At 70.5% G+C, this 14,494-nt stretch carries 15 protein-coding genes; 8 read left to right on the forward strand and 7 right to left on the reverse strand.

Annotated features, from left to right (window positions below):
- Window positions 1-6: 6 nt before the first annotated feature.
- On the forward strand, window positions 7-369 hold the full coding sequence (locus ACQQ2N_RS15030; RefSeq protein ID WP_440222389.1) for a DUF6164 family protein: 363 nt from the start codon (window positions 7-9) through the stop codon (window positions 367-369).
- Window position 370: 1 nt separating this feature from the next.
- Here the strand turns inward: ACQQ2N_RS15030 and ACQQ2N_RS15035 are convergent, their stop codons facing one another.
- Window positions 371-1,495, reverse strand: coding sequence for a sterol desaturase family protein (locus ACQQ2N_RS15035; protein ID WP_440222390.1), 1,125 nt, complete (start codon window positions 1,493-1,495; stop codon window positions 371-373).
- Window positions 1,492-1,929, reverse strand: coding sequence for a VOC family protein (locus ACQQ2N_RS15040; protein ID WP_440222391.1), 438 nt, complete (start codon window positions 1,927-1,929; stop codon window positions 1,492-1,494). The genes ACQQ2N_RS15035 and ACQQ2N_RS15040 overlap by 4 nt, the downstream gene beginning before the upstream one ends.
- A gap of 179 nt (window positions 1,930-2,108) precedes the next feature.
- On the opposite strand from ACQQ2N_RS15040, the gene ACQQ2N_RS15045 reads away from it, so the two are divergent.
- Entirely contained in the window at window positions 2,109-3,110 is a 1,002-nt protein-coding gene (locus ACQQ2N_RS15045) for a DUF2785 domain-containing protein (RefSeq protein ID WP_440222392.1), read from the forward strand.
- Between the two features lie 6 nt (window positions 3,111-3,116).
- On the opposite strand, the gene ACQQ2N_RS15050 is transcribed toward ACQQ2N_RS15045, so the two are convergent.
- Window positions 3,117-4,628 (reverse strand): esterase/lipase family protein, encoded by a 1,512-nt coding sequence (locus ACQQ2N_RS15050; RefSeq protein WP_440222393.1) that lies wholly within the window; start codon window positions 4,626-4,628, stop codon window positions 3,117-3,119.
- A gap of 135 nt (window positions 4,629-4,763) precedes the next feature.
- Here ACQQ2N_RS15050 and ACQQ2N_RS15055 point away from each other — a divergent pair, with 135 nt between their 5' ends.
- From ACQQ2N_RS15055 to ACQQ2N_RS15075, 5 genes are all read left to right on the forward strand, one after another.
- Complete coding sequence (locus tag ACQQ2N_RS15055; protein ID WP_440222394.1) at window positions 4,764-6,992, forward strand: O-linked N-acetylglucosamine transferase family protein; 2,229 nt, start codon at window positions 4,764-4,766, stop codon at window positions 6,990-6,992.
- A gap of 17 nt (window positions 6,993-7,009) precedes the next feature.
- Window positions 7,010-7,501, forward strand: a complete 492-nt coding sequence (rraA, locus tag ACQQ2N_RS15060) for a ribonuclease E activity regulator RraA (protein WP_440222395.1) — start codon at window positions 7,010-7,012, stop codon at window positions 7,499-7,501.
- A gap of 101 nt (window positions 7,502-7,602) precedes the next feature.
- Complete coding sequence (locus ACQQ2N_RS15065; RefSeq protein WP_440225775.1) at window positions 7,603-8,748, forward strand: carboxylate-amine ligase; 1,146 nt, start codon at window positions 7,603-7,605, stop codon at window positions 8,746-8,748.
- Window positions 8,749-8,803: 55 nt separating this feature from the next.
- The gene (locus tag ACQQ2N_RS15070) at window positions 8,804-9,598 is read left to right on the forward strand and encodes a gamma-glutamyl-gamma-aminobutyrate hydrolase family protein (protein WP_440222396.1); all 795 of its coding nucleotides are present in this window, start codon (window positions 8,804-8,806) and stop codon (window positions 9,596-9,598) included.
- A 148-nt stretch (window positions 9,599-9,746) separates the two neighbouring features.
- A complete protein-coding gene (locus tag ACQQ2N_RS15075) occupies window positions 9,747-10,331 on the forward strand; it encodes a superoxide dismutase family protein (RefSeq protein WP_440222397.1) in 585 nt (194 codons plus the stop codon).
- A 43-nt stretch (window positions 10,332-10,374) separates the two neighbouring features.
- On the opposite strand, the gene ACQQ2N_RS15080 is transcribed toward ACQQ2N_RS15075, so the two are convergent.
- The 4 genes from ACQQ2N_RS15080 to asnS are packed head-to-tail and all read right to left on the reverse strand — an operon-like array spanning window position 10,375 to window position 13,220.
- A complete protein-coding gene (locus ACQQ2N_RS15080) occupies window positions 10,375-11,163 on the reverse strand; it encodes an SDR family oxidoreductase (protein WP_440222398.1) in 789 nt (262 codons plus the stop codon).
- Window positions 11,164-11,171: 8 nt separating this feature from the next.
- Window positions 11,172-11,504 (reverse strand): hypothetical protein, encoded by a 333-nt coding sequence (locus ACQQ2N_RS15085; protein ID WP_440222399.1) that lies wholly within the window; start codon window positions 11,502-11,504, stop codon window positions 11,172-11,174.
- A gap of 10 nt (window positions 11,505-11,514) precedes the next feature.
- Entirely contained in the window at window positions 11,515-11,820 is a 306-nt protein-coding gene (locus tag ACQQ2N_RS15090) for a hypothetical protein (protein ID WP_440222400.1), read from the reverse strand.
- Window positions 11,820-13,220, reverse strand: coding sequence for an asparagine--tRNA ligase (asnS, locus tag ACQQ2N_RS15095; RefSeq protein WP_440222401.1), 1,401 nt, complete (start codon window positions 13,218-13,220; stop codon window positions 11,820-11,822). The genes ACQQ2N_RS15090 and asnS overlap by 1 nt, the downstream gene beginning before the upstream one ends.
- A gap of 152 nt (window positions 13,221-13,372) precedes the next feature.
- Between asnS and ACQQ2N_RS15100 the strand changes: the two genes are divergently transcribed.
- Window positions 13,373-14,437 carry a DUF2891 domain-containing protein gene (locus ACQQ2N_RS15100; RefSeq protein ID WP_440222402.1) on the forward strand — a complete coding sequence of 355 codons (1,065 nt, stop codon included), beginning with the start codon at window positions 13,373-13,375 and terminating at the stop codon, window positions 14,435-14,437.
- Window positions 14,438-14,494 lie beyond the last annotated feature (57 nt).

Below are 14,494 nucleotides of genomic sequence, written 5' to 3' on the forward strand. Positions count from 1 at the left end.
CGCGGCATGCGCCATCTCCTCCTCAACCTGCGCGACGTGCCAGACGACGAAGCCGACGAGGTGCGCGCGCTGCTCGCCGAGCACGCGATCGCGTTCTACGAAACCGAGCCGAACCGCTGGGGCATCTCGGCGGGCGGCCTGTGGACACGCGACGCCGACGATGCGGCCAGGGCCAAGCCGCTGCTCGCCGACTACCAGCGCGAGCGCGCCGAACGCATGCGCGAAGCCCACGACCAGGCGCGACGCGACGGCACCGCGCCGACGTTCTGGCGTTCCTTGCGCGGCCAGCCCGTGCAGGTGGCCGCGATCCTGTTCGCGATCGGCTGCGTGCTCGCGCTGAGCCTGTGGCCGTTCCTGCTCGGCGACTGAGTCAGCGCCGGCGGAACGCCGACGCGTGCTGGGCCACGATGCCCTCGGGGACCTCGGACGGATCGAGCAGGCCATAGGCCTCGGGCCAGCGACCGTCACGCGGCAGCCGGAACGTGCCCATGAGGCGATCGATCACGGGCAGATGGATCGCGTAGTGCGCGTCGACGAATGCGCGATCGCGCGCGTGGTGCCAGTGGTGGTAGCGCGGCAGCACGAGCACGTGTTCGAGCCAGCCGAAGCGCGTGCCGAGGTTCGCGTGGGCGAGCACGGCCTGCACGCCGGCGAGCACGACATAGGCGTTGACGACCGCCTGTTCGAAGCCGATCACGACCAGCGGCACGAGCACGAGGCTGCGTGTCAGCACGATCTCGACGAGGTGCATGCGCGAGCCGGCCAGCCAGTCGAGGTGACGGCTCGAATGGTGGATCGCATGGACGCGCCACAGCAGCGGCACGCGATGGTAGGCACGATGCAGCAGGGCCTGGCCGAGGTCGGCGACGAACACCGCGAGCACGAATTGCAGCCACGCGGGCAGGGCACGCACGCCGTGCTGCACGACGTGTGCGTGGTCGCCGAGCGCGGCGGCCCACGAGGTCGACGCCGTCACCGCGATCAGGATCGCCTGCACGAGCACGTGGCTCGCGAAGAAGTAGGCGAGGTCGGTGCGCCAGCCGGGCCGCAGCGTGCGCTGGGCACGCTGCGCGAACGTGCGTTCGAGCGGCACGAACGCGATCGCCGAGAACAGCACCGACAGCACGAACCAGTCCAGACCGAGCGAGAACGGCGTCGGCTGCAGCGTGTCGAACTCGACCGTCGCGCCGCCGAGCAGCAGCGCGAGCGTCGCGGCGCCCACACCGGTCGCGGCGATGTGGCGGTCGCGCCCGCGCAGCACGGCGAGCGTGCCGCTCGCGAATGCGGCGACGATGCCGGCCAGCAGCAGGCCGCGCGCGAAACGTTCCGAGTACAGCGCGCGGATGTCGCGGCTGGTCAGCCACTCGGGGAAGTGGAAGCAGGCCACGGCGAGCAGCGCGAGCACGCCGAGCATCGCCGCCGTGCACGCGAGCAGCGAACGACGCGTGCCGGTCGTCGCGTCGTCGGCGCCGTCGACCGGCGCAGGCGTGTTCACGCCGCGGGCGGCTGCCAGGGATCGTAGCTGCCGATCCACCAGAGGTGGCCTTCGGGATCGCGGCAGCCGTAGCCGCGGCCGCCGTAGCCCTTGTCCTCGAGCGGATCGACGATGACGGCGCCGTGCGCAACCGCATTGGCATGGTGCGCGTCGGGATCGTCGACGGCGAGGCAGCAGCACTGCGTCTCGCGGCCGCCGATCGCCTCGGGTTGCGCGATGCGTGCGCCCCAGGCGTCGTCGGCCGTCGAGCTCAGCATGATCATGCCGTTGCCGAAACTCAGCTCGGCATGCGCGATGCCGCCGCGCTCGTCGGGGTAGACCGCGTGGCGCTCGAAACCGAGCGCATTGCACAGCCACTCGATCGCGGCCGGGGCGTCGCGGTAGCGCATGGTCGGGATCACGGTCGACACGGTCGCGCGGGCGGGCGATGGCATGCGGCGTCTCCTTGCGGGCGGCGCGCGCAGCATAGCGCGGTCGACGGTGCGGCCGCGGCCATGCACCGGGCGGATCCCGGCCGGGCGGAACCTCACGGCGCATCGGTGGTCCGAGAGGCCCGCGCGCTGGCCGCGCCCCGTCGCGTCTGCGACGATGCCCACCCCTGCAAGGAGCCGGCATGGCCTCGATCCTCGCCCCGACCACCTTCGCGGTCGCCTTCCTTTTCGCCGCAGGCTCCGCGACGGCTGCATGTCCGCCGCAGGGCAGGACACGCGCCGACCTGCTCGCGCTGCGCGACGCGGGCTTCGTCGTCGCCACGAAGCCCGATGCGAAGACGGCGTCGGGTCTCGCGGCATCCTCGCCCAAGGGTGGCATCGGTACCGATGCGAAAGCCGATGTGAAACCGGCCGATGCCGCGCCAAAACCGCTCGATGCGCTCGCGCTCGGCCTCGTCGACTGCCTCGCGAATCCCGATCCGGTGCTGCGCGACGAGGTCGCCTACGGCGCGCTCAACCACTGGATCCTCGGCGAGCAGCTCGACAAGGCCACGCGCGAGCAGCTCGCGACGCAGCTCGTCGAACGCCTCGAGTCGAATGCGGCCGACAGCGGTGGCTTCCGCAAGCCGTTCGCGGCCCTCGTGCTGGCCGACCTCGTCGCCGCCGACAACACGAAGCGCTACCTCTCCGATACACAGCTTCGCGGCATCGCCGACGCGGCGACTGCGTACATGGCATCGATCCGTGACTACCGCGGCTTCGAAGCCGCGGCCGGCTGGCGCCATGGCGTCGCGCACGCGGCCGACCTGCTCGGCCAGCTCGCCGCGAACCGCCGCGTCGACAACGAACGCCTCGGCCGCATGCTCGTCGCGATCTCGGCGCAGGTCGCTCCGGAGTCGGGCCACTTCTACCTCTACGGCGAGCCGCAGCGCCTCGCCGTACCGGTGTTCTACATCGCACAGCGCGGCCTGCTGCAGGCCTCGGAATGGAGCGACTGGTTCGCCGACATCGCCGACGTGCCCGAGGACGGTTCGATGTTCACGTCGCAGGCCGTGCTCGCGCGCCGCCACAACCTGCAGGGGCTGCTGTTCGCGCTCTACGTGAACGCGAACGAATCCTGGGACGAGGCCTTGCGCGCGAGCCTGCTCGAGCCCGTCACCGGTGCGCTGCGCGCGTTGCAGTAGCTCGATTCAGACCACGCCGCCGGGCTCGTCACGGCGGAAATCGCGCGCACCGAGCTTCCGTGTCGTGCGCAGCACGCCTTCGCGCACGATGCGCTGCAGGTGGATATCGACGATGGTCGTCTCGTTCGGCGCGATCCACGGCAGCAGATCCGTCATGGCGGCATCGAGCGCACAGGTCCAGTACTCGACGAAGCGTTCCTGCTCGCGCGGTTCCACGCGCAGGCCGTAGGGTGGGCGCGGCACGAGTGCAGGGCGCGCGATCTCGCCGTCGCGACGACCGGGAATCGCCTCGCTGCCGGCGAGCACGGCGTGGTTGAGATGGAACGTCAGCGCGCCCGAGCGCCGGTTGGCCTGGCGGTCGACGAGGAAGCCGCTCGGCAACTGGTTCGGATCGGCCTGCGGTCCCGCAGTCAGCAGCAGGTTCACGTCGGGCGAGCGCCCGAGTGGATCGAGCAGGCGGAAGATCACCATCGCGTGCGGATCGTGGATGTAGGTACGGTCCGGCAGCACCGGCACGCGCTCGACCTCGAGGCGGTTGCCGACCGCCTGCTCGACCGCATTCTCGCGCTCGAACGCCGCGCACAGCGATGCATAGCCCGCGGCATCCTCGACAGCGAGGCAGCGCAGGATTGCCTCGACCGTGACATGCGGCGCGCCGTCGTCGCGTACGCTGCGCATGATCCCGCAGGCATCGCCCGAGTGCGCCATGCCGGGCAGGATCTTGAACGCGCTGCGCACCGCACGCGTGGTCGAGGCGACGCGCAGTTCGCGCAGGCGCTTGCGTGCGGTCGGCAGCGGCTCGGCCGGATCCGGCGCGGGCTGCTCGAGCACCACGTGCGTCGCGTTGAGGTTGGCCGCGGCGAGGCGCACGACGCCGTCGGAGCCGTTCTCGCCCGTGTACGCGTTGATGTGGTCGTAGAGCTTGCGGTCGATCGTGCCGCCGCTGAGCACGAACAGCATCACCGGCGCCGCGCCGCCGGTCAGGCGCAGCTTCGGCGAGGTGTCGATCCATTCCGAATTGAGTGCGCAGGCCTCGGGACTGCCGAGTTCGAGCCAGTCGAGCACGCCCTGGCCCGGCTCGATGCCGCTGAACCAGCTCTTGAGCGCGGCGAGGCGGCCCTTGCCGAGCTGCGCGAGGGCCGAGCCGAAGTTCGCCGGCGCGAGCATGACGAGGTGGCTCATCGGGCAGGCGTCGGCGCGTCCGGTACGCAGATGGAAGCGATGCAGCCACTCGCGCACGACCGGGCCGCCGGTCGAATGCGTAATGCAGACGAAGCGGCGGCCGGGACCCGCTTCGGCGAGCACGCGCGTGATCGCCGCGTCGAACGCGCGCGCGAGGTCCTCGACGCGCACCTCGTCGCGGAAGCTCACGTACTGGGCGAGATGCACATGACGCACGTCGAGGGCGGGACCCCCCGTGCGTCCGGCTTCGCTGATCAGCCGGGCCGGCAGCGCGCCGTAGGTGGCCGTGTCGGTGACGCCCCATCCATGCACGAACACGACGAGTTTCGCGGCCATCGCTTGCCTCCGTTGCGAGCGCCGCACGCTACGCGGCGGGCCGCGGGACGGTCAAGGCGCGGCGAAGCGCACGGGCAGGTGCGGGCGCGAGCCGTTACCATCCGCCTCCTTATCGTGACCCGAGGATCGACCGTCTTGTCGACCGTTTCCGTGGATCGCCTCGGCGAGGTGCGCGCGTTCGTCGCGTCCGGCCGGCGCGACCTTGCCGAGCAGGCCTGCGAGTCGCTCGTGCGCCATCATCCCGACGAAGCCGCGCCGCGTGCCTTCCTCGCCGCGCTGCAGCTCGATCGCGGTGCGACGGCCGCGGCCATCGCGAACCTGCAGGCCGCCGCCGCGCTCGCGCCCGACGACACCGGCATCCTGCTGCAGCTCGCCGTCGCACGCTTCCGCAAGGGCGATCGCGACGCCGCGCGCGCGACGCTCGAGGCCTTGCTCGCCGTGCAGCCGGGCCATGTGTCCGGCGCGTTCCATCTCGCGTTGCTGTGCGAGGATTCGCGCGATGCCGCGGAGGCGGAGCGCCTCTACGCCGTCGCACTCGCTGGCGAGCCTGGTCATCGCGAGGCCCGCCTGCGTCTCGGGGGCCTGCTGCGCCGGCTGGGGAGGAACGCCGAAGCGTTCGCCTGCCTGCAACCGTTGTGGCGCCCCGCGGCGCCGGATCCCGCGCTGGCCGAAGCACTGGCCTGCACGGCGCTCGATGCAGGCGATGCGCGTGTCGCGGCCGACATGGCCTCGGTGGCGACGCGCCTCGCGCCTCAGCGTGTCGATGCCTGGCTCGCGTTCGGCCTCGCCCTGCGGCGACTGGGCAATGCGCCGCTCGCCTACGAGGCCATGCGCGAAGTCGTCGCGCGTCATCCCGGGCATGCGCTGGCGTGGTGCGAACTCGCGATCGACGCGCTCGATCTCGGTAACGGCGAGGCCGCGCGCGAGGCCTTCGCGCGTGCGCAGGCGCTTGCACCGGACTGGCTCGCGCGGCACTGGATCGATGCGCTCGCCTTGCCGGCACTGCTCGATTCGGAACACGATTCCACGGCCTGGCTCGCGCGTTTCTCCAAGGGTCTGGACGCACTCCGCGCGACCCTCGAGGCCGATGCGCGCGATCCCGCGGCGCTTGCCGACGCCGTCGCGCGCGTCGTGCCGTTCCGGCTTCACTACCACGCCGCCGACACGACCGCGCTCACCAGCGCCTATGGCGACCTCGTCGCGCACGCCGTGCGTGCCGCCGCGCCCGCAGCGCTCAAGGCACCGCTCGACTGGGCGCCGCTCGCACACGGCGGGCGCGTGCGCGTCGGCTTCGTCAGCTGCGAGATGCGCGAGCACACGATCACGCGCTATTTCGAGGGCTGGCTGACCGGCCTCGACCGCGCGCGTTTCGAGGTGCAGGCCTTTCATCTGGGCGAGGCCGGCGACGCGGTCACCGCGCGCATCGCCGCGCGCGCCGATGCCTTCCACGCGGTCGGCGGCACCGGACTGCACGACGTCGCCGCGCAGATCCGGAACGCGCGGCTCGACGTGCTCGTGCACGTCGAAGTCGGCATGGACAGCCGCATGCAGCAGCTCGCCGCGCTGCGGCTCGCGCCGGTGCAGTGCGCGGGATACGGTCATCCCGTCACGACCGGCATCGACACGCTCGACGTGTTCCTGTCCAGCGACGCGATGGAGCCTGCGGATGCGCAGCAGCACTACCGTGAGCGTCTCGTGCGCCTGCCGGGTCTAGGTGTGGTGCCGTCGCCGACGCCGCCAGCGGGTGATGCCGGCTGGTTGCCGCGCGCGGCGGGGCGTCCGTTGCTGATGTGCCTGCAGGCGCTGTTCAAGCTCGAGCCAGCCTTCGACGATGCGGTCGCGCGCATCGCGATGGCCACCGATGCGGTCGTCGTGTTCTTCACGGCGCCGCATGCGCTTGTCGCGCGTTTCCAGGCCCGCCTTGCACGTGCGTTCGAGCGGCACGGCGGTGAGGCGAGCCGCCATGTCGTGATGGTCGACCGGCGCACGCACGCGGACTATCTTGCCGGCGTCGCCGCAGCGGATCTCGTGCTCGATTCGTTCGGCTTCTCGGGTGGCGCGACCAGCCTCGATACGCTCGCGGCGGGCACGCCCGTCGTCACGCTCGAAGGCCGTTTCGCGCGTGGACGCCAGACCGCCGCGATGCTGCGTCTGCTCGGCGAGGACACGGCTCTCGTCGCGCACGATGTCGAGGACTACGTGCGGCGCGCGATCGCGCTGTGCGCCGATGACGCCCTGCGCTCCGAGCTGCGCGGCCGCCTTCGCGTCGCTGCGCCGCGCCTGTTCGACGCGCCCGACGTGCTGCCGTCGCTCGAGGCTTTCCTCGAGCAGGCTGCGCGTGATGCCGCCATGCCTTCGTCCTGACACCCGAGGGTCACGCGATGACGCCCACGACGCCCGATCTCTGCGACGCCTTCGAAGGCCGCGTGCAGGTCCTTGAACCGCGATTCCGTCCGTTCGGCGGCCGCGCGGCGTTCTCGGGCCGCATCACGACCGTGCGCTGTTTCGAGGACAACTCGAAGGTGCGCGACGTCGTCGCAACGCCGGGCAAGGGCAGGGTGCTCGTCGTCGACGGCGCCGGTTCGCTGCGCCGCGCGCTGCTCGGCGACCTGCTCGCGCAGAAGGCCGTCGAGAACGGCTGGGAGGGCGTGCTCGTGCACGGCTGCGTGCGCGATGTCGAGGTGCTCGCGACGCTGGACCTCGGCGTGCTCGCGCTCGCCGCGCATCCGCTCAGGACCGACAAGCGCGGCCTCGGCGAGATCGACGTCGACGTCGCGTTCGCGGGTGTCGCGTTCACACCGGGTGCGTGGCTGTACGCCGACGCCAACGGCGTGATCGTGGCCGCCGACGAACTCGTCCCGCCTGCGGCCTGAAGACTCGCGCCCGCGCCGTCGGGACGTTCGGCGCGCATTCCGCTTCGCCCTCGCATGATCCAGCGCGCCACGAAGGAGGGCGCGCCATCGACACGTTCGGGATCGAGGAAGAGTACTTCGTGGTCAGCCCGGCCACGCGCCAGGCGGTGACGCGCCTGCCCAAGGCATTCGTCGCCGATTGCCAGAAGCGCGTCGGACGCGCGCGGGTCAGCCACGAGATGCTGCAGTCGCAGGTCGAGGCCGTATCGCCGGTGTTCCGCCATGCCGATGCTGCGCGCGAGGAGATGGCACGCCTGCGACGCGGCATCGCCGAGGTCGCGGCCGAGCAAGGCCTGCGCATTCTTGCCGCGGGCACGCACCCGCTCGCGTCGTGGCATACGCAGTCGACGACCGAAAAGCCGCGCTACACGCGCCTCATCGACGATTTCCAGATCGTCGGCCGACGCAACCTGTTGTGCGGCATGCACGTGCACGTGGCCGTGCCGGCCGGCGTCGACCGCGTGCACCTCATGAACCGCCTCATGCCGTGGTTGCCGCTGTTCCTCGCGCTGTCGACCTCGTCGCCGTTCTGGAGCCGCGAGCGCACCGGCCTGCTCGGCTACCGGCAGGCGGTCTACGCGGAATGGCCGCGCACCGGCATTCCCGACTTCCTCGACGGCCAGGCCGGCTACGACGCGTTCGTCGACCTGCTCGTGCGCAGCGGCGCGATCGACGGGCCCGGTTCGCTGTGGTGGGCGATCCGTCCCGCCGCGCGCTATCCCACACTCGAGCTGCGCATAGCCGACTGCTGCACACACCTCGACGACGCGCTCGCGATCGCGGCACTGTTCCGCTGCCTCGTGCGCGGTCATCTGCGCGATCCGGAGTGGGGCGCCGTGCGCACGCCGATGACGCGTCGCGTGATCGAGGAGAACCGCTGGCGCGCGATGCGCGGCGGCATCGAGGCGACCTTCATCGACGAGGCCCGCGACGATGTCGTGCCCGTCGCCTCGCTGCTCGCGACCCTGCGCGAACGCCTCGCCGACGATGCGCGCGCGCTCGATTGCGAGCGCGAGATCGCCGCACTCGATGCGATCCTCGACCGTGGCTCGAGTGCGCACGGCCAGCTGCAGGTCTACCGCCGTGGCTGCGAGGCCGGCCACACACGCCTCGAGTCGCTGCGCGAGGTCGTCGACTGGCTTGTCGACGCGACCGTGCCGGGTCTGCACGGCGTGCCTGCGACCGAGGCGTTCCACGCTTCGCCGTGAGCGCGACGTGCGGCGCCGACGCGGCTAGCATGGGCTTCCCACGCGGAGGACGACGATGAGCAACACCCGCAAACTGCTGATCGGCGTGTCGCCGCGCATCCTGCGCCAAGTGCCGGCCGAGCTGGGGTTTCGCGGCAAGACGCTGCAATACCTCGAACAGTCGGTCGCGCACTGGGTCATGTCGCTCGGCGCGATGGTGGTCATGGTGCCCACGGTCGAGCGCGACAGCCTGATCCGTCCCTCGCACATCGACATCCCGGACTTCGTCGATTCCCTCGACGGCCTGATCCTGCAGGGCGGTGCGGACATGGACCCGCGCACCTACGGCGAAGAGCCGACCCATACGGTCGGTGCGGTCGATGCGCTTCGCGACCGCTTCGAACTCTCGCTCGTGCGCGGCTTCGCCGAGGCGGGCAAGCCCGTATTCGGCATCTGCCGTGGCATGCAGCTGATCAACGTCGCGTTCGGCGGCACCCTCTACCAGGACCTGCGCGCCGACGGCGCCACGAAGGAACACCACGTGATCCGCGAGGCCTACGACGAACACGTGCACGGCCTGCGCATCGATCCGCAGGCCTGGTTCGCGACGCTGCATCCTGGTCTCGAGGTCGCGCGCATCAATTCGATCCACCATCAGGGCGTCAAGGTGCTCGGCCGCGGGCTCGTCGCCGAGGCCTGGTCCGACGACGGCATCATCGAAGTGATCCGGCACACTGGCGAGAGCTTCGTCGTCGGCGTGCAATGGCACCCCGAGTTCCACGATGGCCGCAATCCGGAACTGCTCGCCGCCGATCCGCTCATGCGCGCGTTCCTTGACGCGGCGCAGGCGAGGCGCGATCGCGCGTCCTGATCCGCGCTGCGATCGAGTCCGGTGCGGCATGTCGTCCGCACGGCGTGCACGCGGGCGCGTTTCATGCGACGTTGTCGTTCAGCTTCGTAGACTCGCTTGTCGTCCGTGCATGCGTTCCGCGCGCCTTCCTTCCCCAACGGAGAGATCCATGAAGAAGTTCCTCGTCATCGCCGTCATCGCTGCCCTGGCTGCGTGTTCGAAGCCCGAGAGCGAGCCGGCGCCCGCGGCGCTGCCGAAGCCCGAGACGACGACCGTGCCGAATCCGCCTGCCGCGACGCCGGTCGTCGCCGACTCGAAGGCCTCGGTCATGCTCACCTCCACCGAGGGCAACACGGCCACGGGCACGCTCGACCTCGTCGCCGAGGGCGACGGCGTGCACATCCGCGGCGAGATTCGTGGCCTCACGCCCGACAGCGAGCATGGCTTCCACATCCACGAGAAGGGTGACTGCACCGCGCCCGACGCGAGCAGTGCCGGCGGCCACTTCAATCCGGACGGTCACGACCACGGCAAGCCCGACGGTGCCGCGCACCACGCCGGCGACATCTTCAACATCAAGGCCGATGCGGCCGGCGTTGCGACGGTCGATGCGGTCGCCAAGGTCAGCCTGCGCAGTGGTACGCCCAACGATGCGCTCGGCAAGGCCATCGTCGTGCACGCCAAGGCCGACGACTACACCTCGCAGCCGGCCGGCGATTCGGGCCCGCGCATCGCCTGCGGCGTGATCCAGTAAGACAGCGACATGAGGCCTGCCGGCATCGTGCCGGCAGGTCGGCTCACAGGGACAGCGTGCGTCCGCCGTCGACCGGCACGTTGATGCCGTTGATGTAGCCCGCAGCCGGCGAGGCGAGGAATGCGATCGCGGCAGCGATTTCGGACGGATCAGCGAAGCGCTGGGCCGGCACGGTCGCGAGCATGCGTGCGGCGACGGCTTCGGCCGTGTCGCCGGTCGCGGCGACACGATCGGCGAGGATCTGCTCGAGGCGTTGCGTGCGCGTGTAGCCCGGCAGCACGTTGTTGACGGTGATGCCCGACGGGCCGAGCTCGGTGGCCAGCGTCTTCGACCAGCTCGCGACGGCACCGCGGATCGTGTTGGACACGCCGAGGTTGCGGATCGGTTCCTTCACCGACGTCGAGATCACGTTGACGATGCGCCCGTAACCGGCTGCACGCATGCCCGGCAGCACGGCCTGGACGAGGATCTGGCCCGCGGCGAGATGCTGGTTGAACGCGATGCGGAACGCGTCGAGCGAGGCCTCGTGCGCGCTGCCGCCCGGCGGTCCGCCCGTGTTGTTGACGAGGATGTGCACGCCCTGTCCGGTGGCGAGTGCCTCGACCCGCGCACGCAGTTCGGCGTGCTCGTTCATGTCGGCGGCGACCCAGCCGTGGCGCTGCGCCGACGACACGCGCGGCAGCTCCGCGACGACCGCCTCGAGCGCGTCACGCGATCGCGCGAGCACGGTCACGTCGGCGCCGAGCGATGCGAGTTCGACCGCAGCCGCACGGCCGATGCCCTGCGAGGCGCCGCAGACCAGCGCGTGCTTGCCGGAAAGGTCGAGGTCCATGGTCGTGCCTACTGGATGCGCGCGAGCTTGAGGATCATGCCGGCGACGATTTCCTCGTCGCTGGCACCGTGCGGCGGTTCGATCGATTCGAGATCGAAGCCCATGTTCGCGGCGTCGTCCTCGTCGAGGCCGTCGAACGCACGGAACTCGGCGTCGAGCAGAGCCATGCGCGCCTGCGTCTCGTCGTCGAAGCGCAGGATCTCGCCGCTGCTGTCGAGTACTTCGGCAATGCCGGTCTCGAGCACGTCCAGGCGTGCCCATACCAGCGTGTCGCCGATGCCGGCGATCCACCATTCGGTCGAGGTCTCGCCGGGCTGCATCGTGATCGTGTCGTCACTCATGATTCGTTCCTCAGATCCAGCCGAGCGCCTGCGACAGCGCCGTGAACACCACACCGAACACCATGCCCCAGGCGCCGATGAAGCCCATGCGCGCGACCGGATCGAGCATGCGGTCGCGCAGCGCACGGTAGCGGCGCATGAGATACCAGCCGAACGGGCGCGGGCCGAGCATGAAACCGCTGACGCGGCGACGCTCCTCGGGATGGTGGTCGCGCAGGTGCACGGCCACGAGCACCCACGTCATCGCGTAGGTGGTGAGGCCTGCAACGATCAGGCCGAGGCCGCCGAGCAGCAGGAATTCGCGTGCCAGCAGCATCAGAACTCGGCCTGGCCCGGCGCGCGCGGGTAGGGAATCGCGTCACGGATGTTGGCGAGGCCGCAGGTGTAGACCACGAGACGCTCGAAGCCGAGGCCGAAGCCCGCATGCGGCACCGTGCCGTAGCGGCGGAAATCGCGGTACCAGCCGTAGTGGGCCGGATCGAGGCCGAACTGCTGCATGCGCGCGTCGAGCACGTCGAGGCGCTCCTCGCGCTGCGAGCCGCCGATGATCTCGCCGATGCCAGGCGCGAGCACGTCCATCGCCGCGACGGTGCGGCCGTCGTCGTTGAGGCGCATGTAGAACGCCTTGATCTTCTCGGGGTAGTTGGTCACGACCACAGGGCGGCCGACGTGCTCCTCGGTGAGGTAGCGCTCGTGCTCGGTCTGCAGGTCCGCGCCCCATTCGACCGGGAACTCGAACGACTTGCCCGATTTCTTGAGGATCTCGACCGCATCGGTGTAGTCGATGCGCTCGAACGGCGCATTGACGAAGCCTTCCAGGCGCGACATCGCGTTCTTGTCGACGCGCTCGGCGAAGAACGCCATGTCGTCGGCGCGTTCGTCGAGCACGGCCTTGAACACGTACTTGAGCAGCTGCTCGGCGACGCGCGCGTCCTCGGCGAGGTCGGCGAACGCGATCTCGGGCTCGATCATCCAGAACTCGGCGAGATGGCGGGCCGTGTGCGAGTTCTCGGCGCGGAACGTCGGGCCGAACGTGTAGACCTTGCTGAGTGCGAGGCAGTAGGCCTCGACGTTGAGCTGGCCCGAGACGGTCAGGAAGGTTTCCTTGCCGAAGAAATCCTTGCGGAAGTCGATCGCGCCCTTCTCGGTGCGCGGCAGGTTGGCGAGATCGAGCGTCGAGATGCGGAACATCTGGCCGGCGCCTTCGGCGTCGGACGTCGTGATGATCGGCGTGTTGATCCAGTAGTAGCCGTTCTCGTGGAAGAAACGGTGCACGGCCGCGGCGAGCGTGTGGCGCACGCGCGTGACCGCACCGAACAGGTTCGTGCGCGGGCGCAGGTGGGCGACCTCGCGCAGGAACTCGAGCGAATGCGGCTTGGGCTGGATCGGGTAGGTCTCGGGATCGTCGACGAGGCCGATCACCTCGATGCGACTGGCCTGCAGCTCGAAGCCTTGGCCCTTGCCCTGCGACGGGACGAGTTCGCCTTCCGCGACGATCGAGCAGCCGCTGCCGAGGTGCAGGATCTCGTCGGCGTAATTGGCCAGCGTGTCCGGCGCGACCACCTGGATCGCGTCGAAGCACGAGCCGTCGCTGAGATTGACGAACGACAGGCCGGCCTTCGAATCGCGGCGCGTGCGTACCCAGCCACGGACGGTGATGGTGCTGCCTGCGGCGATCGAGCCGCTGAGCGCTTGCTTGACACTGACGACGGACATGCGGGAACGACTCCGGGAACGCCGCACGCGGCGGCAGGGTGATCGGGATGACCGAACGCGACATGATAAGTCATCTCCTCCCGTGGATCGTGGCCATGCGACGCCTCGCCGTTCCCGCCCTGCGCGTGCTTCTTCTCCTCGCAGCCTTGTCGATGGCTGCCCCGACTGTCGTCGCGGCCGCGCCGGAGCCCGATGCCGTCCCGCGCCTCGACGAGGCCATGGCCGGCCGTTTCGCGCGGCTCGCGCTGTCGTGCATCGAGCGCGAATACCCGAACAAGATCACCCACGAGCTGCGCGGCGACGGCGATGTCGGTGCGCCGCGCGTGCTGTATCCGGCCTTCTACGGCTGCTTCGACTGGCACTCGTCGGTGCACGGCCACTGGCTGCTCGTGCGCCTCGCGCGCACGTTCCCGCAGGCGCCGTTCGTGGCCGAAGCTCGTGCCGCACTCGCGCGCAACCTCACGCGCGAGCGCATTGCCGGCGAACTCGCCACGCTCGCGCGCGGCAGCGAGACGTTCGAGCGCCCTTACGGTCTCGCATGGCTGCTGCGTCTCGGCGCCGACCTGCGCGCCTGGGACGATCCGGCCGCGCGCGACATGGCCGCCACGCTCGCGCCGCTCGAGCACGAGGCCGCGGCGCGTCTGCAGCGCTGGCTGCCGAAGCTGACCGCACCGATCCGCTCGGGCGAGCATGCGCAGACCGCGTTCGCGTTCTCGCTCGTGCTCGAGGCGACCGCCGACGGCAGCGAGCCCGTGCTGCGTGCGGCCGTGCTCGCGCGATCGCGAGATTTCCACCTCGCCGACCGCGATTGCCCGCTCGCCTACGAGCCGTCGGGCCAGGATTTCGTCTCGCCCTGCCTCGGCGAAGCCGACCTCATGCGGCGCGTGCTCGAGCCGCGCGCGTTCGCGCGCTGGCTCGACGGTTTCCTGCCGCGCATCCCGCGCCGCGCCGATGCGGCCTGGCTCGAGCCCGGCGTGGTGCGGGACGCGAGCGACGGCAAGCTCGCGCATCTGGACGGGCTCAACCTGAGCCGCGCCTGGGCGCTCGAAGGGATTGCCGACGGCCTGCCGCCGAGCGATCGGCGCATCCCGGCCCTGCGCGCCGCTGCGGCACGGCACGCGCAGGCAGGGCTCGACGCGGTCGGCGGCGAGCACTACGCCGGTGCGCACTGGCTCGGCAGTTTCGCGACGCTGCTGCTGACCCGCGGATCGCCTTGAGTTCGACGCCCGCGGGCTGCATATCGGATCCCGGTGCGGTGCTACCATCGCGCCGCG

The organism is Dokdonella aquatica (genome assembly GCF_051987395.1).
In the GTDB taxonomy this organism is placed as follows: Bacteria; Pseudomonadota; Gammaproteobacteria; order Xanthomonadales; family Rhodanobacteraceae; genus Dokdonella.